The sequence below is a fragment of the Chitinophaga sp. H8 genome (genome assembly GCF_040567655.1).
Lineage (GTDB): Bacteria > Bacteroidota > Bacteroidia > Chitinophagales > Chitinophagaceae > Chitinophaga > Chitinophaga defluvii.
The window spans coordinates 3416779-3435695 of sequence record NZ_JBEXAC010000001.1 but is presented as its reverse complement, the minus strand read 5'-3'; the positions used below and the strand labels follow the sequence as shown (position 1 = coordinate 3435695).

Sequence of the window (18917 nt, the reverse complement as noted above, 5' to 3'; positions counted from 1 at the left end):
TCATAAGCACGTGAAAAAAGTCACCGTAAGCATTATTACCATTGGAGATGAATTACTGATAGGCCAGACCATAGACACAAATTCGGCCTGGATGGCGCAGGAACTGAATGCCCTGGGAATCTGGGTACACCGCCGTGTAGCCATTGGGGATGTAAAGGAAGATATCCTGGAAACGATGGCAGAGGAAGCGGCGGTGTCGGATATTGTGCTGATTACCGGCGGGTTGGGGCCTACTGCAGATGATATTACCAAACCTACCTTGTGTGAATATTTTGGCGGGGGGCTGGTACAAAACCCGGATGCCCTGAAAAATGTGATGCACATTTTTGAGAGCAGGGGATTACCTGTTTTACAAAGGAATGTAGACCAGGCGATGGTACCGGAAGCCTGTACCCCCATTTTAAATGACCGGGGAACTGCACCGGGCATGTGGTTTGAAAAGGATGGGAAAATATACGTTTCTATGCCAGGTGTGCCGCATGAAATGAAAGGTATGATGGAAAGTTATGTATTGCCCCGGCTGCAGGAATATTTTGAAACACCGGCGGTAGTGCATCAAACGTTGCTTACCTCTGGCATGGGAGAATCATTTATAGCGGAGCGGCTGATGGATTTTGAAAAGCAGTTGCCTGCCCATATCAAGCTGGCTTACCTGCCCAGTTATGCCCTGTTGAAATTGCGTTTAACGGCCCTGGGAAAGGATAAGATTTCCCTGGCAGCGGAGTTGTCGGGTCATTTTCAATTGCTGAAAAGCATCTTACCGGATATCACTGTAGCCGACCAGGATATTGTGATGGGAGAGGTATTGGGGCGTATCCTGCAGAAGCAGGGAAAAACAGTGGGTACTGCAGAAAGCTGTACCGGCGGATATATTGCCAGCAGTATTACGGCTGTACCCGGTAGTTCGGCCTATTTCAAGGGAAGTGTGGTGACGTACGCCAATGAGATGAAAATGAAATTATTAGGTGTAAAGGCCGCTACGCTGGACACTTATGGTGCGGTAAGTGAACAAACGGTGCGGGAAATGGCTACCGGGGCATTGCAATTGCTGGAAACAGACTACGTGATGGCAGTGTCCGGTATTATGGGGCCTGATGGCGGAACACCGGATAAGCCAACCGGTACGGTATGGATAGCTGTGGGGAGCCGGGAAGAGATACGTACCACAAGGCATCATTTCCGGTATGACCGCGACCGGAATATTCAGATGACTGCTATTTACGCAATGAATGAACTGCGGAAGTTGATGAACACGTAAAAGGGAAGTTGAGGTATGCGTTTACTCATTCGCATATATTTTTCCCTTATTTTTGTCGCGACTAAAGCTTAAATCAATCTTATGGCCATTGTAGAACTGGTAATGCCTAAAATGGGGGAAAGTATAATGGAAGCCACCATATTGCGCTGGCATAAAAAGCCCGGAGATCATGTAAAAGTGGATGAAACGGTGCTGGAAATTGCTACGGATAAAGTGGATAGTGAAGTGCCCTCCATTGCAGAAGGCGAGATTACCGAGATACTGTTTGCTGAAAATGATGTGGTATCTGTGGGTACTGTGATAGCACGTATTAACACCAATGCGGACGCACCTGCAGAAACTATTCCTGCAGCACTTCCTGCTCCGGCAGCAGCTCCGAAGTTTGAAACCGCTGCTCCCGCAGCTCACAGTGCAGCTGCCGCCCCGGTGGCACAGGAAGCAGAAAAGAGCACAGGCACCGGTCCCCGCTTTTATTCCCCGCTGGTGCTCACTATAGCCCAGCAAGAAGGGATCAGCTTTGCCGAACTGGAAAAATTGCCTGGTAGTGGTAATGATGGCAGAGTGACCAAAAAGGATATCCTGGCTTATGTGGAAGCACGCAGGCAGGGCAATGTAGAAGTGGTTACCGCTGCGGAAGTAGTGGCTCCTGCAAAGAGTGCTGCTACGCCGGCCAAAAACCAGGAAGTAACTACTATTGCTTCTCCTGCTTATAATGGCAATGTGGAAATTATTGAAATGGACCGTATGCGTAAGCTGATCGCCAACCATATGGTACATAGCAAGCATACCAGCCCGCATGTAACCAGTTTTTCCGAAGCCGATGTGACCAATATGGTGAAATGGCGTGACCGGATCAAAAAGGATTTTGAAAAGCGGGAAGGAGAGAAACTCACCTTTACCCCCCTGTTTATTGAAGCAGTGGTGAAATGTCTGAAAAAGTTCCCCCTGATCAATTGTTCCCTGGACGGAGATAAGATCATTCTGAAAAAAGATATCAATATTGGCATGGCTACGGCATTGCCAAGCGGTAACCTGATTGTACCGGTGATCCGGAATGCAGATATGCTTAACCTGGTAGGGCTTACCAAACAGGTGAATCACCTGGCCAATGCAGCACGTCAAAATAAACTGAAGCCGGAAGATACCCAGAGTGGTACTTTTACGCTTACCAACGTAGGTACTTTTGGCAGCATTATGGGCACACCTATTATTAACCAGCCCCAGGTAGCTATCCTGGCGGTAGGTGCTATCAAAAAGCGTCCGGTTGTAATAGAAACCTCAGAAGGAGATGCTATTGCTATCCGTCATATGATGTATCTGTCTATGTCGTATGACCACCGTATTGTAGACGGCGCATTAGGTTCTACTTTCCTGAGCGCAGTAGCACAGGAACTGGAGCATTTTGATCCTCAGAAAGAATATTGATTAACCAACGTTATTCATATAGCAAGGCTGGCTGTAATGGTCAGCCTTTTATTTTTGTACCTGCGGATAACAGGGGGAGATGGGGAAAGCGGGGTGGGCTTAAATAAAAAGAGGTTGTATCCTTAACAGACACAACCTCCAATTTTTTTGACCGGAAATAAGATAAAGGCCAACAGCATTAGTAACGACGATCACGGGAGCCGTATCCACCGCCACCACGGTTACCACCTCCACCTTTGAAATTATTGTTCGGTTGTTTGGGTCTTGCTTCGTTTACCATTAATTGCTTACCTTCTATTTCGCTGCCATTCAAACTATCCATCGCCTTAGCGCCTTCTTCCTGATTAGGCATTTCCACAAAGCCAAAACCACGTGAGCGGCCGGTTTCGTGGTCTTTGATAACTTTAGCGGAGGTAACCTCTCCAAATTCGCTGAAAATCTGATGAAGATCTTCATCGTTCAACCTGTAGTGAAGGTTGGCTACGTAAATGTTCATGATAACTGAAATTAAAAAAATGAAAAATAATATTGAAGTTAGGAAATTTAATGTAATAAAAAAGTAGGGAGTGAAATATTTTGGCAAAATTCTTTACGGGGGAGGGGGTAGGTAGGGTAAAGGCCTGTAAGTGAATCATTTAACCTTGTTTGGGAACCCTTTCAGATAGCATAAATTAATGAAATATTGACATCCATAATTATACTTTTTTCGTAAATTCAAGATATGATCCATTAAACTTTAATTTTATGGGTAAGCTCAGCGAAACATGGTTTGCAGACGGTTATATAGACTTTGAGCTGAAGAAATATACTTTGTTGGCCTATTTGCAGGAAGTGAACCGGTACTTCAACGAAAATATGCTCTATCCCCAGCTGGCTGATGTTATTTTCCACTATAACAATCTCATTGCTTTCAAAGAGAATAAGCAGTTTTTACAGCAGCAATTTCCCAAGCGGCTCACGGCGGTCAACATTGAAAAGTTGCAGTTGCTTTATGAGCAGATCATAGCAGATGATGAACTGATGCAGGAGCTGGAAAGTATTATGCTTTATTCGCTGGAGAAGATGAACCGTACCATCAAGGAAGGCACGGAAATCTATGAGTATATAGAGGACAAGCTAAGTATTTCACCGGTGGGGCTGATCCCGCTGGACACCCATGAAGGTTATCTGCTATTATGTGACGGGCAGAAACGGGATACCCTGGTATATGCTTACCGGCTCACTATTTTTGAGCGTCATGACGAAAAGTACCGCGGCATTCATACGGAATACCTGGATGCGTTTAAGATGGGGGTTGTAAATACCTGTGAGAATATCAAAACCACGCTGATCCGTCAGCGGAGCAACCTGCCTAATCCTGCCGTTTATAGTATTGAAACCAGCCTGGTAGTACCGGTAAATGAAACATTATTACCTATTGCCAAAAGATTCCTGGTAAAATACATTGCAGTCAATGCAGCCTGATACTACCTGGTTACTGTAATTTAACTTTAGCCGTTTCTTCGTTTCCAAATTTTACTTCCAGTGTGTGATCCTGCAAAAAGGGTTGATAATACTGTGCGATGATCTTTTGTATTTTTTCACGGGATTGCTGCAGGTGCATGGGATTGTTTTCCAGTTGTGCACGGGAGGTCTGGTATAATTTTTTTTGTACTTCCGTATAGGTTTCATCATCCTGAAACTGCAGCCAGCCTTTACGATTGGAGGTTTCCATTTTATCCACCTTCAATTCATAGCTAAGCAGGTGCGGAGGGGGAAGTTGTACCAGGATTTTTTTGTCGGTTACCTGTACCTGGAAGTTTTTTTCGTTGATATCAACGCCATATTTGGCATGGTAGGGGATAGATACCCAGATGGTATTTTCGAGAAATGCTTTTTTCAGATTGTCGGTCCATTCGCCACTACTTTCTATATTACTCCTTTTGATGCTGGCCACTCCCTGCACTTCCAGGCTGGCCAGTTCTGCGATTTCCTTTACAATGAGGCTGTTGGTGATAATTTCCTGGCTTACAGATTTACTGCCAAAACGTTTTCCCAACCAGAAAACCAGGATAATCAGCATCAGGATAAATAACAGGGCGATGTATTTTTTCATACCTGAAAGCTAATAATTAATTCTTAAAGCAATGCCGGTCTTATAAGAGTACCTGCAATCATCATGGCAGCGGGTACTGATGGTAAGCAATGCTATTTACAGGCCGGTTCATATGCTACCGGAAGATTTTAATTGCGTATAGATATCGGGGTTATGTTTCTGCATAAAACGTTCCGGGTTAGTAATCTGTGTAAATCCAAACTGCTGGTATAGTCCGTGCGCATCTGCAGTAGCCAGCATCCATCTTCTGAGTAGCTGTAGGCCGGGCAGCTCTGTGATTGTTTTTATCAACCATTTTGATAATCCCTGTCCGCGGTATTCCGGTATTACAAATACATCTGCCAGATAAGCAAACGTAGCCATGTCGGTAATCAGCCGGGCAAAACCTACCTGTTTGTGCTGGTGGTAAATACCAAAGCACATGGAACCGCGGATGGCATCTTCCATAATATTTAAAGGCAGATCTTTTGCCCAGTAAGTATTTGAAATGAACTGATGGATAAGTGTTATATCCAGTTTTTGTTTATCCGTAGAAATTGTAAAATCGCCTTGCTGTACTTCCAGTATATTCATTTGGTAAAATGTTGACTACTCTAAAATACCAAATAATATGTAGAAGTATACTATTGCAAAACTGGTGTGCCGTTGCATTCCTTTGCTATCTGAAAGGATACTGCAATCAGCACACCAGTAATAAGAAACCTCCGTTTATCAACCAGCTACCGCTACCTGCATGGCCATATCAGGCATAGGCATCTGTGCAATAGCAGCACTCCCGGATTCGACAGGAGCGGGTGTTTTCCCATTGAATAATACGTGATCTTTTATAAAAAGTGTCTGGTTATAATAGCCAAAATTGTAGTGGGAAGTTTGCCACTGCCGGAAGTTCATTTGCTGTAAGGAGCGCATGGCGGTTTTAAAGCGCATCATACGGGCATACAGCTGAGGAGGAATGCCAATGATTTCCATGAACATTCTTTCCAGGGTAGGCCGGGATATACCATATTTGCCGCTGAGGCTTTCCATACTTACAATCCCGTTTTGTTGCTGCACATAATCCGCTATATCATCTACCTGTTTTAATGGGTAGGCTTTTTGTTGTAAGGCATTTTCCAATGCTGTATCGAGTATACTACCTATCTCATCCGGTGTGGTCCCTTCAAATAAGGTATTACTCAATTGTTGCCACAACTGGTTATTGTGTTTGCACAGGTTGCGGTAATAGTTGGTGAAGGTATGCATGCTCATACCTGTAAGGCGGTGACAGCCATATGCATTTAACTGTACTACCACCATTTTTACCGGCCCGTTCAGCTGCAACTGCCCCGGATGTGTAAAATGTCCTATTACAGAAACAGGTGGCAAACTAAAGGAAGCATGATTGGCCGGTTTGCAGATAGCTTCACCAGATTGAAGAAATATGATATACTGATCTCCCAGTGCAAACAGGTGTTGTGGTAAGGGAATGTTACCCTGTGCATCATCTTCCCAGTAATAATATTGCTTTACATAGGGATGCAGCGTACTCTTGGCAGCGTAAATTTGGAAGTTCATAGGCATTAATTTGTGTGTTACCGGATAATCAGTAACATTATCCGGTACATAGGATCTCTAAAGGGTGATTGTTTGGTAAATATATGTTAATAAAATCATATAATAAAATATTTAATAGTTGATTGAAAAAGCTACGAGCAATGGGCCCCGAGCGATGAGCTAAAAATGCAGTGGATACAGTAAGCTATTAACATTTCGCCCTTAGCTTTTAGCCTAATGCAGTGGATGATTGGATAATGATAAATTTTAAGTAATTTATTCTTACGTGTGTTAATATTGTACCATAGTAGATTTTACTATACCCTGTTTTATAGCCTTTCATGCACTCTTCATACTCTATCTATGCTTTAACCATGCTTTAACTATGCTTCAACCATGCTTCAAGGTTGGAGGAACCAGCTGAAAGTCTTTCAGGAGCAGAGAGATATATTATACGTGTTGAGATCGTTAAAGGGGGGAATCGCCAATGCCAAAAGTTGGTTTTGACAAAAAAAAGCATAACCCGCCAGGGCGGGCTATGCTTTGTAATCAATTAATATTCATTGTTTCTTATTCATTTCAGGGTAGCGGCTACTCGGTATCCCATCCCCAGTTGATCCCTTTTTCTGTGGCAGGTACCCCGGATTTGAGCCATTGAGGGGCAGGGGCATCTTTCAGGAAGTGATCAAAGAACTGTTGTTCTCTGCGTTGGATATCCTTACGGTTTTGCCGTTGCATCAGGTTATGTGCTTCATTATTATAGTTGAGCATCCATACGGGTTTACCTAAGCGGCGGAGGCCTGTAAACAGCTCAATACCCTGGTACCAGGGAACTGCCCCATCGGCATCGTTGGCCATAATAGCCAGGGGAGTATTTACTTTAGGCAATGCAAAAAGCGGGGAATTTTCGATGTATAGCTCCGGTTTTTCCCACAAGGTGCCGCCAATTCTGCTTTGGGTATGTTCATATTGAAATTGCCGGTTCATCCCGCTTTCCCAGCGTATACCACCGTAGGCGCTGGTCATATTGGCTACGGGGGCTCCGGCCCAGGCAGCTTTGAACAGGTTGGTTTGTGTAATCAGGTAAGCCACCTGGTATCCTCCCCAGCTTTGTCCCTGGATGCCCATGTTTTTGCTATCCACCCAGCTGTTTTTAGCCAGGGCTTCCGCACCACTTACAATATAGTCGTACGCACTTTTGCCCGGATGGCCATTTTCATAAGAAATGTCTGGTGCGAAGACCAGGTATCCCCGGCTTACAAAAAATGAAATATTGAGCCTGGATGGAGTAGGGGCAGGTGGCTGATAACTATACAAGCCATCTGATAATTTCTCATAAAAGTAGATGAGCATCGGGTATTTCCGGGTACTATCAAAGTTTTCAGGTTTGTATAAAATACCTTCTGCAGGTTTGCCACTAAAGGTGGTCCATTTATAGAGTTCCACCGTACCCCAGTTGTAATCCTTTTGCTGGGGATTGATACTACTGATTTTTACTGCCTTATCCAGTTGCTGGCCTGCATACAGGTCGGGAGATAGCTGGTAGTTACTTTTATTAAAGAGATACACTTCCGCCTTGCGGGCTTTCAGCAGATCGGTATAGCTGTATGGTCCCATTGTTATTACGCGGGGGCCTTTGGCATTTTTTTTATCTGAGAGTTTTAAGGCATAAAAGCCATTATACTTGGTGCTGTCCTGGTAAGCATTGAAGCGTAATTCCTGACCGGGGGTAAAATAACGTTCTTCCGGATCGAGGCGTACATAGCGCATCCGTGTTTTATTAGCCCGCCCGGCTCCCTGGGTGATCATTCTTGGAGTTTCTTTACCAGCAGGATCTACCTGCCAGGTATCATAACGGTCGTAAATGTATACGTACCGGTCTTTTTGCATCCATCCGGCCAGACCGTAAGGCTCCGGTACATCCGGATGATCATCTTCCTCATCATAGAGCGCTGTGGTAATACCGGCAGTCATGTTACGGATCGTGCCGGTTGCATTTTCATAGCTATACCATTGCCTTAATCCCAGATCGTACCAGATGATGTATTGACCATTGGGAGAAATATAATAGTTCCCATCCAGGTTTTCTTTGATGACATGGCGGGTACCATCCGTTACATTTACCAGCAACGCTGTTTTAAGGGTACGGCCTTTCCATTGAAGCGGAATACGTTGTCCTTTATCGGTATAACCAAGTGCATAGTTGCTGTTTCCTTCTGCTGCTATGATCACGTTTTCCATGTCTTTATCTGCCAGTTGGACCACCCGTTTGTTACCTGGGTAATATACGGCTGCATAGCTTCTTTTCAGCTCTTTGTCGGCGTTTTTTAGCTGCATAGGCTGCAGGTAGTCGTCCTGGTAATGCCAGATATCCACTTTTGCCACTTCAAAATCTACCAGGTTAGTATCTTTTACCGGCGGTATAGGTGCTGTACCAAAAAACAGGCGTTGTCCATCTTTACTGAAATAGATAAGGCTGTTGGCACTAATAGTCCATTGCGCAGGAATACCGCTGGTAGTTTTATCGGCCACTACAAAGGCGCTGTCTTGTCCGGGTTTATAATAGTGGAGGCGGTAAAACTGCTGTGAAGCTTTGGCACTGTCGGGCGTAGCAAAATAAGCAGCCTGTTCGCCTTTTTCATCAAAAGCAAACTGTTTATAGCTGCCGCTGCCCCGGCTCAGGGTATCTGTTTTGCGGGTAGCGGTATGCCAGAGCAGTACCCCATTACGGGATAAGGAATCTTTTTTGTCTATGCCGATTTCTATGAGGAGTGCATTGCCTGGTTTGCTGTAGGTATATTCCAGGGTGTTTTTAATCGTATCCTGAATGCCGGTTTCCAGGTAATGGATTACCAGTATTCCGCTTTCTGTGCTTTCCGGAGAGGTGCTGTTATCATCAGCCGCGTCGGTATCTTTGGTACTTTTTACCGGTGTTTTTTTAATGGCTGCCGTATCTGTTTTGGGTTTATTCAGCAGGTAGGCGATAGTACCGCTGCCTTTGGCAGGAGTTTTAAAGGATTTTACGTCCGGGATCTTCCATACGCTGGTGCCGCCCAGTGTCACAATGCCCATAGAATCTTTAGGCATCTCTGCTGCTTTTTTCTTTTTGATCCGGGCTTCGCGGGTGTCTTTGTACGGCGGTTTGATGGTGAAGATCACGTTTCTGGAATCCGTAGTAATGACGGGGTTGGCACCTCTGGGAATTTCCAGCCGTTGCTGGTTGATGCGGTTGTAGATGACCAGGCTGGCATCCCCTTCCTGTGGATTAACGGTGTAGGCTATCCATTGTCCGTTTTCGCTGATCACTTTGCTGCCAATACTCTGCCAGCTATCGTATACACTATGGTCCAACGGTTTTTTAGCAGGCTGTTGCGCATAGGAAAGCAGCGTAGTTACCGTTAAAACTACTCCTGTAATGGTTGTTCTCATAGGTGCTAAAATAAGGAATGACACGCAGAATAAACGTCAGGAACTGGGCTAAGTAGCCGATGATTATATGAACGGTGAAGGCCGGACAGGTATTTAAGCCGGTGTTGCTACTTTGGTCCGGTGTTGTTTAACCACCCGCAGCATTTGCAAGGCCACAGAAAGTATAATGCATCCCAGTCCGCCGTAGAAAGCCGGGTTCAGTTCTTTGTTTTCCTGGAAAATGATAAAAGCCAGTATGATGCTATATACCGGTTCCAGGTTAAAGCAGAGATTTACTGTAAAGGCAGATATTTTCTTCAATGCATTCATAGACAGCATGTACATGCAAACGGTGCAGGCCCATGCCAGGATGAGCAGGTAGATACTATCTGTAAAAGAGGGGAGCAGGGAAGGTTGCGGAAACAGGTAGAGGTAACCCGGCATGAGCAGGGTAAGGCCCAGAAAGCCGCTGGTCAGCTCATAAAAGGTAATGGTGCGGGTATCATATTTTTTAATCAGTCTTTTATTGAATACAGTAAAGAGGGCAGCAAACATAGCAGAAATGATACCCAGCAGGATGCCCGTACGGTATTGAGAATCAAAATGAAAGATGAGGAGGATACCAGACAGGGTAAGTGCACTGAGGAGCAGTTCCACTGCGTCAAACTTTCGCCGGGTGATCAGCGGGTCAAATATGGCCGTAAAAAGGCTGGTCAGGGAAAAGCAGATTACGCCGATAGATACGTTGGCATATTTGATACTACCGTAAAAAAAGATCCAGTGGAGGGCCACTATCATGCCGGTGCCGGCAATGGGGAGGATTTGTTTCCAGTGCAGTTTTTTGAGGGTACCCTGCAAACGGAACAATAAGTATAATGTAAAGGAAGTGATGCCAAGCCGGTACCATACCAGTGGTCCTTCGCCGAGGTTGATCAACTTGCCGAAAATGCCTGTAAAGCCCGCCAGGAATACGGATAAATGCAGTTGTAAAAATGCTTTTTTCATGATGTGCGCTTTCCGGAGAGGAAAAGAGCGGAGGCAAAAGTAACAGGTGAAAGCGGTTTTCCGTCATTTCACCTGTTAGCTTTTAGTTATTTTTTACCCTGTGGGTATAATTACGGAAGAGGCTTTGCCACTGGATTTTCAATACTCCTAAAATCCCTTCTTTCACAATACCCTTGCTCATTTTGGAATATCCTTCCTTGCGGTCTTTAAATGTGATTGGTACTTCTTTAATTTTAAAGCCTAATTTCCAGGCGGTAAATTTCATTTCTATCTGGAAAGCATAACCAACAAACTGAATGGTGTCGAGGTTAATGGCTTCCAACACATTATTTTTATAGCATACAAAACCGGCAGTAGCATCTTTTACGGGTATCCAGGTTACCATCCGTACGTATACGGAAGCACCGTAGGAAAGCACGGCACGATCCCATGGCCAGTTTTCTGTTTTGCCACCTTTTACGTAGCGGGAGCCTACCGCCACATCCGCACCATCCCTGGAACAGGCCTCATAAAGGCGGTTCAGGTCCTGGGGGTTATGTGAAAAATCGGCATCCATTTCAAAAATATACTGATAGCCTTTTGCCAGTGCCCATTTGAAACCATGTATATACGCAGTACCCAGTCCCTGCTTTCCGCTCCTTTCTTCCAGAAATAATTGTCCGGGATACACTGATTGCAGTGATTTGACAATAGCACCGGTACCATCCGGAGAGCCGTCGTCGACTATAAGGATGTGAAAATTCTGATGCAGGGAATACACCGTGTCAATGATATTGCGGATATTATCCTTTTCATTGTACGTAGGTATAATGACAAGCTTTTCCAATCAGCTGATATAATTTTTGGACTGCGAAAATAGTGTATTTCGGTTGCAAGATAGAATCTTCCTGCTAAACATTAGATTTTTTTTAACATCATATTGTGATAGATTTCCGACAACTTTTGTTTGGTATTGAGGGGGAAATCAGCTTTCATCATCCAGTCGTAATATTGGGGTTCTGCTTTTAATACATCCCTTACCGGGCGGCCTTTATTTTTCCCGAAATTAAACACTTCCACACCACCCTGCATCACAATGCGGCGGGCAAAGTCTACAAAGTCTTCTTCTTTTGTAAAGTCGGCCAGGGAGTCTACATCTGTTTGCAGTTGTTCGTAGCGGCCCAGTTGTGCTTCCAGGATTTCATAAGTAGCCAGGGCATCCGCTTCGGCGCTATGGGCATTTTCCAGGAGTTTGTCGCAATAAAATTTATAGGCAGCACTCAGGGTTCTTTTTTCCATGAGGTGGAAAATCCGTTGTACGTCAATCAGTTTACGTTTGGTGACATCAAACTCCAGTTCTGCCCTTAAAAACTCTTCTACCAGCATTGGAATATCGAAGCGGTTGGAGTTGTATCCGGCCAGGTCACAGTTATCCATAAACACTTTAAACTCGTTGGCTACCTGTTTAAAAGTAGGGCAGTCCTTTACGTCCGCGTCGCTGATACCATGAATAGCGGTAGTAGCAGGAGGGATGGGCATGCCAGGGTTGATGCGTTTTACTTTTGATTGCGTTGTTTTGTCCGGAAAAACCTTGATAACAGCAATTTCAATAATACGATCTGAGGCAACGTTAGTACCGGTGGTTTCGAGATCAATTACGGCCAGCGGCCTCTTCAGTTGCAATGTGGGCATTGTAGTCAGTTATTAAGTATGATGTGTTGGTATGCTATTATTACAGGTATTTCTTCAATGAATTTACATCTAAACCATCGTAGTTGCCGGAACTCATCATTAATAAATTCGTTTGCTGATAAGTTTGTGCATCCAGGAATGCTTCCAGCTGGTTACGTTCGTGAAAGATGTGGAGGTCATTTCTGCCAAATCCCTGTGCGATAATTTCGGGCGATAAGTCCGGGAGGCGTTTCAGTTCCAGGGCATGTTTACTGAAAAACACCACTGCTTCATCCGCCAGGTCCATTGCACCGGTGTATTCATTCATAAAGTCGGCATTGAGGCTGCTATAGGTATGCAACTCCAGTACGGCTATCAGTTTCCTTTCCGGGAACTGTTTTTTAAGTGCTTCAATGGTTGCTTTTACTTTAGACGGCGCATGGGCAAAATCCCGGTAAATCACGCATTGGTCATTTTTACCGATCAGCTCCAGTCTTTTGGCTGCGCCGGTAAAGGTGGTCATGGCCTTTAATACCGCTTCGTCATTGATCCCCAATTCATTACATACCAGTTTGGCAGCATGCAGGTTCATCAGGTTATGTTCCCCGAAGATCTGGAGATCGGCCCAGGCATCATCAAAATATACCCTGGTAATGCCATCCCGGATATTATGTACGGGCGCATTATAGGGGATCAGCCGGAGGTGTTTGCCTTCCGCTTCCACCAGGTTGCGCAGCTCATCATCAGCATTATTGTAGATGAGTACCTGTTCCGGAAGGAGCTGGCGTATAAAGATGGCAAACTGTTCCTTATAGATCTCATAGGTAGGGAATACATTGATGTGGTCCCATGCTATGCCGGTTAAGATGGCGATATGCGGATGTAAGAAATGGAATTTGGGTCTTTTCTCTATTACAGAAGCCGGATATTCATCTGCCTCACAAATGATCAGCGGGGCGTTGGTGATGTTGACTGATTGGGGGAACCCTTCCAGCCGTGCGCCCACCAGGTAGTCGAATACCTGGTTATTTTCCTGGAGAATATGCATGATCATGGCGGTAGTGGTGGTTTTACCATGGCTGCCACCTACTGCAACACGTTTTTTATCCAGGCTTTCCTGGTAAATGTATTCCGGGAAGGAGTATATTTTCAGGCCCAGTTCACGGGCTTTGATCAATTCAGGATTATCTGCCCTGGCGTGCATGCCCAGAATCACTGCATCTATGTCTGCTGTGATGCGGCTATCGTCCCAGCCCATAGCAGGCGGAAGGATCCCCGCCTGTTCCAGGTTGGAGAGCGCAGGTTCAAATATTTCATCATCACTGCCGGTTACCTGGTAGCCTTTCAATTTTAAAGCGATGGCCAGTTGATGCATTACGCTGCCTCCAATGGCAATAAAGTGTACTTTTGTCATATCAGGGGGTATATGATTTGTGATGTCAAGTTAGCAGGGACATGGTTTTCCAGCCGATGGGACAAGATATGGCGCTGCTTTTCACATCATAAATCAGATCATAGTGTTGTTATTTTTAATATATTAATTATATTTGCAAAATAACGTTACAAAACACGATTAACAAAGCGATATAATTTTCCCTATGAAATTTCGTTTACCAATTAAATTTCCCATCATGAGATCTTATGTTAGAATTTTGGGCTTCGCCGGTATGGTTTGTATCTTTGCCACTTTACTCACCTCCTGCGCAACCCACAGCAAATTAGGTTGTCCTATGAAGATAACCAAAGCGCCCGTGGATAAGCATATGAAAAATTGTTAATGAACTGGATTGATCTGACCACCGAGGAACAGTTATCAAAAATAGACCAGGCCTCTGCGGAGCAGCCCGTGGTTATTTTTAAGCACAGCACGCGTTGTTCTATCAGCGCGATGGCAAAATCCCGGTTAGAGCGGGCAGCAGCACCTGCGAATGTATCGTTTTACTACCTGGACCTGATCCGGTATCGCCACCTTTCAGACAAGATAGCACATGACTATAAAGTTGAACATGAGTCGCCCCAGGTGTTGCTCATTAAAGACGGAGCCTGTGTTTATGACGAAAGCCATAACGGCATCAGCATGGATGAATTGGCAGCGCAGGTAAACTAAGTACCTTTCCTGGTAAAATGATAAATATAAAGGTGTAGAAGCGGATACATTTTGTTGTTTATCATTTTACTTCAATAAGTTTCCTGGTTTCCGTAGTTTTGTGCAATACTCAAGAGGCATGAAACATCGTATAGTAGTAGCGGTTACAGGAGCAAGCGGATCTATTTACGCCAGGCAATTGTTGCAGAAACTGCAGCTGGCTGGTGATCAGACGGAGGCCGTAGCAGTAGTAATGACGGAAAACGCCAAAACGGTGTGGCAAACTGAGCTGAATAATGAGGATTACGCGTCCCTGCCCTTTAAATTTTACACCCAACAAGACTTTCATGCCCCCTTTGCTTCCGGTTCCGGAAGATTTAATACGATGATCATATGTCCCTGTTCTGTAGGTACGCTGGGGCGTATTGCTACAGGTATGTCTAATGACCTGATTACCAGGGCTGCGGATGTAGTGCTGAAAGAGCGGCGCAAGCTGATCTGTGTGGTGAGGGAAACCCCGTATAACCTGGTGCATATCCGGAATATGGCTACGGTGACGGAGGCCGGTGGGATCATTTGTCCTGCCACCCCTTCCTTTTACAGCCAGCCGGCTACCATTGAAGCCGTAGTAGCCACGGTGGTAGACCGTATCCTGGACCTGGCCGGGATAGCGCAGGACACCTATCGCTGGGGTCAATAAACTGTTTATCATTCATCATTTGTAATTGATTTAATATGCAGATTGCCATTATTAACGGGCCAAATTTAAACCTGTTGGGAAAGCGGGAGCCGGGGATTTACGGCAGCCAGTCTTTTGAACAATATTTTGAAACATTAAAGGCCGCCTATCCTGTGGTGGAGTTCAGCTATTTTCAGAGTAATGTAGAAGGGGAGATCATTAATCATTTACATGAAAAGGGATTTAGTGCAGATGGTATTCTGCTTAACGCAGGAGGATATACGCATACTTCTGTAGCCATCCGTGACGCCATTGCAGGTATTAAAACACCTGTGATAGAGATTCATATCAGCAATGTATATGCACGGGAGGATTTCCGTCATACCTCATTAATAGCGCCTAAATGCGTAGGGAGTATCTGCGGACTGGGCATGAAGGGGTATGCCCTGGGCGTAGCCTATTTTGTAAATTGATCTGCTACTATAATGGCATATAAAAAAGCGGTTGCTTCCCATGAAGGAGCAACCGCTTTTTATTATCGTATTATCTTTAGCAGCAGCTGTCGGCTGTAGCATGTTCTTCTTTAAATGCTTCTCTTGGCTTCAGTCCCAATAGTTCAAACATCATATGATCCTGTTCAAAAGAAGGGTTGCCGGTGGTGAGCAGTTTTTCACCGGTAAAGATAGAGTTGGCACCAGCCATAAAACACAATGCCTGGTCAGATATGCTCATTTCGGCCCGGCCTGCGCTGAGGCGTACCATGGCTTTAGGCATTAAGATACGGGTGGTAGCGATCATGCGTACCATATCCCAGAATTCTACTTTAGGCAGGTGTTCCAGTGGCGTTCCTTTTACCCGTGTCAACGCATTGATGGGTACGGAATCCGGATGTTCCGGCAGGCTGCTCAGGGTGTGGAGCATACCGATACGGTCTTCGTGCGATTCGCCCAGCCCGATGATCCCACCACAGCATACGCTAACGCCCGCTTTCCTGACATTTTCCAATGTTTCCAGGCGATCGTCATAGGTGCGGGTAGTAATAATTTCGCTATAATGCTCCTTGGAAGTATCCAGGTTATGGTTGTATGCATAGAGGCCGGCATCTGCCAGTTTTTTAGCCTGTTCTGCATTCAGCATCCCTAATGTGCAGCATACTTCCATGCCCAGTTCATTCACGCCTTTTACCATGTCCAGTACCCGGTCAAAGTCGCGGTTGTCGCGTACTTCCCTCCAGGCAGCACCCATGCAAAAGCGGGTAGAACCTGCATCCTTGGCTTGTTGGGCATATTGCAGCACTTCTTCTTTTTTAAGAAGGCCATGTACTTTGATATCAGTATTATAACGGGCTGCCTGCGGGCAATAAGCGCAATCTTCTGTACATCCGCCGGTTTTGATGGATAACAGGGTGCAAACCTGTACTTCGGCGGTATCCTGGTACTGGCGGTGCAGTGTAGCTGCCTGGTATACCAGTTCCAGTAATGGAGTATTGTAAATAGCTTTTATTTCTTCAATTGTCCAGTTGTGACGTATCTGCACATCTTGCATATTTATAATATTTATGGAACAAACCTACAGGAAAAAATTCAATTACAAATAAAGCGGGCAGGAGGGAGCCTCCATGCACTGTTTACAGGTATTGAAAGTTTGTTTTAGGTGTAATGTTCAGCAGTGTATGATAAATCAGCAGGATAGTGTTTTCCACGTCTTCCTTTTTAAGCATTTCCACTGTAGTATGCATATAGCGCAGCGGAATACTGATCAGCGCAGAAGGGGTACCGTCGTTGGAATAAGCAAACGCATCGGTATCTGTGCCGGTACTGCGGCTTACTGCATGCAGCTGGTGCGGGATATCATTTTTCTTAGCAGTTTTGATGATCAGATCCCGGAGGATATTGTGCACCGCAGGGCCATAGGTAATGCTGGGCCCTCCGCCGCATTTGATTTCGCCTTCCACATTTTTATTGATCATAGGCGTGGTAGAGTCATGGGTAACATCGGTAATGATGGCCACATTGGCTTTGATCCTTTTAGCAATCATTTCGGCACCCCGCAGTCCCACTTCTTCCTGTACGGCATTCACGATATACAGGCCAAAAGGAAGTTGTTGCTTCTTTTCTTTCAGCATCCTGGCCACCTCTGCAATCATAAATCCGCCAATACGGTTATCAAAAGCACGGGCGATATAATAATCATAGTTTAACTCTTCAAAACCATCTTCAAAAGTGATCACACAGCCCACATGCACCCCAAGGTCTTCCACTTCTTTTTTGGAGCGGGCGCCACAATCCAGGAAGATATTATCTACTTTGGGATGTGGTTCCTTTTCCGGGTTGCGGTTGCGGGTATGAATAGCAGGCCAGCCAAATACGGCTTTCACAATTCCTTTTTCTGTATGGATATTTACTCTTTTGGAAGGAGCGATCTGCTGGTCAGAGCCACCATTCCGTATTACATAAATGAGTCCATCCGGAGAAATATAGTTGACAAACCAGGAAATTTCATCAGCATGTGCTTCTATCACCACCTTAAATTCAGCTTTAGGGTTGATGACCCCCACCACAGAACCATAGGCATCTACAATGTATTCATCTACAAATGGCTTCAGATAAGAGAGCCAGAGTTTCTGTCCTTCTTTTTCGAAGCCGGTAGGAGAAGGATTATTCAGGTAGTTTTTGAGAAAGGCCAGCGCCTCTTTACCCAGTATAGATTTTTGCTTTTTGCTCATTGGACTATTAGTTAATGTAGCAAAAGTAGGGAAAATAATAAAAGCTATTAGCCTTTAGCTGTTAGCTTTTAGCCGGTTAACGATAGGCATGTAATGCATCCGATGGCAGGCAGCTAATAGCTAAATGCTAACAGCTAATAGCATATGTAATACTGCCGACAGCATCATAAAGCCATCCAGGATAAAGTAAAACATGTAATCTGAAGGGGTATTGCGTGCTTTGCGGGTAATGATGGCCGTAGCCAGCACCGCTATCAGCAAGGTACAGATGACAGGCAGGGAAGTGTAGGGAAGCAATAACACTGCGCTGATGGCAGCCATCAGCAGGGAGCAGTAGTATACCCGGAACAGATTCTTGAAGCTCAGGTAAGTAATGAGGCTGCGAATACCTTCTTTTTTATCCGATTCGAGATCACGGTAATCAAACAGGATACAGATGGCATAGATCAGGAAAAAGCGGTGGCAGGTAAACAGGACCACATCCAGGGTGATACCGGTATCCGCAATGAATGCCGGCAGGAGGGTAGTTACGTAGGTCCATACAAAAGTAAGGAACAGGGTTTTGCCTATGGCTATTTTACTCAGCCAGTTGAATGTTTTATGAGGCACTTTGGGCGCAGAATAAAGGAAGGTTAAGATGGCGGCTCCGCTTAAAGGTAGCCAGTGGGCCCGCAGTTGCCAGAAAAAAAACAAGGCACCCAGTCCGCCGATCGCGCAAAGTGATAACTGTAATACTTTATTTTGCTGGGCCCAGGTAATGCGTTCGGAAGAGGAATAGATTGCAGGGGTCAGGTACCAATGGAAATTATAGCTGCACATGGTTGCTGCAAATACAAACGCATAATAGGTGTTATAGTCGTAATGCAGTTGCAGCAACTGGTTCGTTTGCCATACCATCATTAAGGCACAGCAGGAAATATAAACGGAGGTAAATAAGAAAAAGTTAAACAGCGTGCGCATAATCTTTCTGGTGCCCGGATATAAATAGTTCATGTATCATATGATTCCCTGCGTCATTGGCAGGTATCTCTGGTACATGTGTTCGGAAGCACC

At 45.1% G+C, this 18917-nt stretch carries 18 protein-coding genes; 6 read left to right on the top strand and 12 right to left on the bottom strand.

The genetic code is table 11. From position 1 onward, the window contains the following. The first annotated feature begins 10 nt into the window (after positions 1–10). Together ABR189_RS13100 and ABR189_RS13095 are read left to right on the top strand one after the other, a co-directional pair. Positions 11–1258 (top strand): CinA family nicotinamide mononucleotide deamidase-related protein, encoded by a 1248-nt coding sequence (locus tag ABR189_RS13100; RefSeq protein WP_354660952.1) that lies wholly within the window; start codon positions 11–13, stop codon positions 1256–1258. Between the two features lie 81 nt (positions 1259–1339). Continuing rightward, positions 1340–2683, top strand: coding sequence for a dihydrolipoamide acetyltransferase family protein (locus tag ABR189_RS13095; protein WP_354660951.1), 1344 nt, complete (start codon positions 1340–1342; stop codon positions 2681–2683). A gap of 178 nt (positions 2684–2861) precedes the next feature. Here the strand turns inward: ABR189_RS13095 and rbp are convergent, their stop codons facing one another. Further along, complete coding sequence (rbp, locus tag ABR189_RS13090) at positions 2862–3179, bottom strand: RNA-binding regulator (RefSeq protein ID WP_354660950.1); 318 nt, start codon at positions 3177–3179, stop codon at positions 2862–2864. Positions 3180–3427: 248 nt separating this feature from the next. On the opposite strand from rbp, the gene ABR189_RS13085 reads away from it, so the two are divergent. Beyond that, positions 3428–4147 (top strand): hypothetical protein, encoded by a 720-nt coding sequence (locus tag ABR189_RS13085; protein ID WP_354660949.1) that lies wholly within the window; start codon positions 3428–3430, stop codon positions 4145–4147. A 10-nt stretch (positions 4148–4157) separates the two neighbouring features. Here the strand turns inward: ABR189_RS13085 and ABR189_RS13080 are convergent, their stop codons facing one another. The 8 genes from ABR189_RS13080 to ABR189_RS13045 all read right to left on the bottom strand — a co-directional run bounded on the left by ABR189_RS13080 (position 4158) and on the right by ABR189_RS13045 (position 13788). Then, positions 4158–4778: a DUF4230 domain-containing protein gene (locus ABR189_RS13080; RefSeq protein ID WP_354660948.1), complete on the bottom strand. Its 621-nt coding sequence runs from the start codon at positions 4776–4778 to the stop codon at positions 4158–4160. Positions 4779–4886: 108 nt separating this feature from the next. Beyond that, complete coding sequence (locus tag ABR189_RS13075; RefSeq protein ID WP_354660947.1) at positions 4887–5351, bottom strand: GNAT family N-acetyltransferase; 465 nt, start codon at positions 5349–5351, stop codon at positions 4887–4889. 138 nt (positions 5352–5489) lie between these two features. Then, positions 5490–6332 (bottom strand): helix-turn-helix domain-containing protein, encoded by an 843-nt coding sequence (locus ABR189_RS13070; RefSeq protein WP_354660946.1) that lies wholly within the window; start codon positions 6330–6332, stop codon positions 5490–5492. A 570-nt stretch (positions 6333–6902) separates the two neighbouring features. Next, on the bottom strand, positions 6903–9740 hold the full coding sequence (locus tag ABR189_RS13065) for an alpha/beta hydrolase family protein (RefSeq protein ID WP_354660945.1): 2838 nt from the start codon (positions 9738–9740) through the stop codon (positions 6903–6905). 93 nt (positions 9741–9833) lie between these two features. Next, a complete protein-coding gene (locus tag ABR189_RS13060; protein ID WP_354660944.1) occupies positions 9834–10724 on the bottom strand; it encodes a DMT family transporter in 891 nt (296 codons plus the stop codon). An 82-nt stretch (positions 10725–10806) separates the two neighbouring features. Then, entirely contained in the window at positions 10807–11550 is a 744-nt protein-coding gene (locus tag ABR189_RS13055) for a polyprenol monophosphomannose synthase (protein ID WP_354660943.1), read from the bottom strand. Positions 11551–11621: 71 nt separating this feature from the next. Further along, complete coding sequence (locus tag ABR189_RS13050) at positions 11622–12395, bottom strand: exonuclease domain-containing protein (RefSeq protein WP_354660942.1); 774 nt, start codon at positions 12393–12395, stop codon at positions 11622–11624. A 40-nt stretch (positions 12396–12435) separates the two neighbouring features. Continuing rightward, positions 12436–13788 carry a UDP-N-acetylmuramate--L-alanine ligase gene (locus ABR189_RS13045; protein ID WP_354660941.1) on the bottom strand — a complete coding sequence of 451 codons (1353 nt, stop codon included), beginning with the start codon at positions 13786–13788 and terminating at the stop codon, positions 12436–12438. A gap of 363 nt (positions 13789–14151) precedes the next feature. On the opposite strand from ABR189_RS13045, the gene ytxJ reads away from it, so the two are divergent. From ytxJ to aroQ, 3 genes are all read left to right on the top strand, one after another. Beyond that, on the top strand, positions 14152–14481 hold the full coding sequence (gene ytxJ, locus ABR189_RS13040; RefSeq protein WP_354660940.1) for a bacillithiol system redox-active protein YtxJ: 330 nt from the start codon (positions 14152–14154) through the stop codon (positions 14479–14481). A 118-nt stretch (positions 14482–14599) separates the two neighbouring features. Continuing rightward, positions 14600–15160: a UbiX family flavin prenyltransferase gene (locus tag ABR189_RS13035; protein WP_354660939.1), complete on the top strand. Its 561-nt coding sequence runs from the start codon at positions 14600–14602 to the stop codon at positions 15158–15160. 35 nt (positions 15161–15195) lie between these two features. Beyond that, a complete protein-coding gene (aroQ, locus tag ABR189_RS13030; RefSeq protein ID WP_354660938.1) occupies positions 15196–15612 on the top strand; it encodes a type II 3-dehydroquinate dehydratase in 417 nt (138 codons plus the stop codon). Between the two features lie 76 nt (positions 15613–15688). Here the strand turns inward: aroQ and bioB are convergent, their stop codons facing one another. The 3 genes from bioB to ABR189_RS13015 all read right to left on the bottom strand — a co-directional run bounded on the left by bioB (position 15689) and on the right by ABR189_RS13015 (position 18857). Beyond that, positions 15689–16684 (bottom strand): biotin synthase BioB, encoded by a 996-nt coding sequence (gene bioB, locus ABR189_RS13025; protein ID WP_354660937.1) that lies wholly within the window; start codon positions 16682–16684, stop codon positions 15689–15691. Positions 16685–16766: 82 nt separating this feature from the next. Beyond that, on the bottom strand, positions 16767–17864 hold the full coding sequence (locus ABR189_RS13020) for a M42 family metallopeptidase (RefSeq protein WP_354660936.1): 1098 nt from the start codon (positions 17862–17864) through the stop codon (positions 16767–16769). A gap of 120 nt (positions 17865–17984) precedes the next feature. Beyond that, the gene (locus ABR189_RS13015) at positions 17985–18857 is read right to left on the bottom strand and encodes a UbiA prenyltransferase family protein (RefSeq protein WP_354660935.1); all 873 of its coding nucleotides are present in this window, start codon (positions 18855–18857) and stop codon (positions 17985–17987) included. Positions 18858–18917 lie beyond the last annotated feature (60 nt).

Coding starts and splice junctions, on each gene's coding strand:
- ABR189_RS13095 (WP_354660951.1), top strand. CDS start 1,340: ATGGCCATTGTAGAACTGGTAATGCCTAAAATGGGGGAAAGTATAATG.
- rbp (WP_354660950.1), bottom strand. CDS start 3,179: ATGAACATTTACGTAGCCAACCTTCACTACAGGTTGAACGATGAAGAT.
- ABR189_RS13085 (WP_354660949.1), top strand. CDS start 3,428: ATGGGTAAGCTCAGCGAAACATGGTTTGCAGACGGTTATATAGACTTT.
- ABR189_RS13080 (WP_354660948.1), bottom strand. CDS start 4,778: ATGAAAAAATACATCGCCCTGTTATTTATCCTGATGCTGATTATCCTG.
- ABR189_RS13075 (WP_354660947.1), bottom strand. CDS start 5,351: ATGAATATACTGGAAGTACAGCAAGGCGATTTTACAATTTCTACGGAT.
- ABR189_RS13070 (WP_354660946.1), bottom strand. CDS start 6,332: ATGAACTTCCAAATTTACGCTGCCAAGAGTACGCTGCATCCCTATGTA.
- ABR189_RS13065 (WP_354660945.1), bottom strand. CDS start 9,740: ATGAGAACAACCATTACAGGAGTAGTTTTAACGGTAACTACGCTGCTT.
- ABR189_RS13060 (WP_354660944.1), bottom strand. CDS start 10,724: ATGAAAAAAGCATTTTTACAACTGCATTTATCCGTATTCCTGGCGGGC.
- ABR189_RS13050 (WP_354660942.1), bottom strand. CDS start 12,395: ATGCCCACATTGCAACTGAAGAGGCCGCTGGCCGTAATTGATCTCGAA.
- ABR189_RS13045 (WP_354660941.1), bottom strand. CDS start 13,788: ATGACAAAAGTACACTTTATTGCCATTGGAGGCAGCGTAATGCATCAA.
- ytxJ (WP_354660940.1), top strand. CDS start 14,152: ATGAACTGGATTGATCTGACCACCGAGGAACAGTTATCAAAAATAGAC.
- ABR189_RS13035 (WP_354660939.1), top strand. CDS start 14,600: ATGAAACATCGTATAGTAGTAGCGGTTACAGGAGCAAGCGGATCTATT.
- aroQ (WP_354660938.1), top strand. CDS start 15,196: ATGCAGATTGCCATTATTAACGGGCCAAATTTAAACCTGTTGGGAAAG.
- bioB (WP_354660937.1), bottom strand. CDS start 16,684: ATGCAAGATGTGCAGATACGTCACAACTGGACAATTGAAGAAATAAAA.
- ABR189_RS13020 (WP_354660936.1), bottom strand. CDS start 17,864: ATGAGCAAAAAGCAAAAATCTATACTGGGTAAAGAGGCGCTGGCCTTT.
- ABR189_RS13015 (WP_354660935.1), bottom strand. CDS start 18,857: ATGAACTATTTATATCCGGGCACCAGAAAGATTATGCGCACGCTGTTT.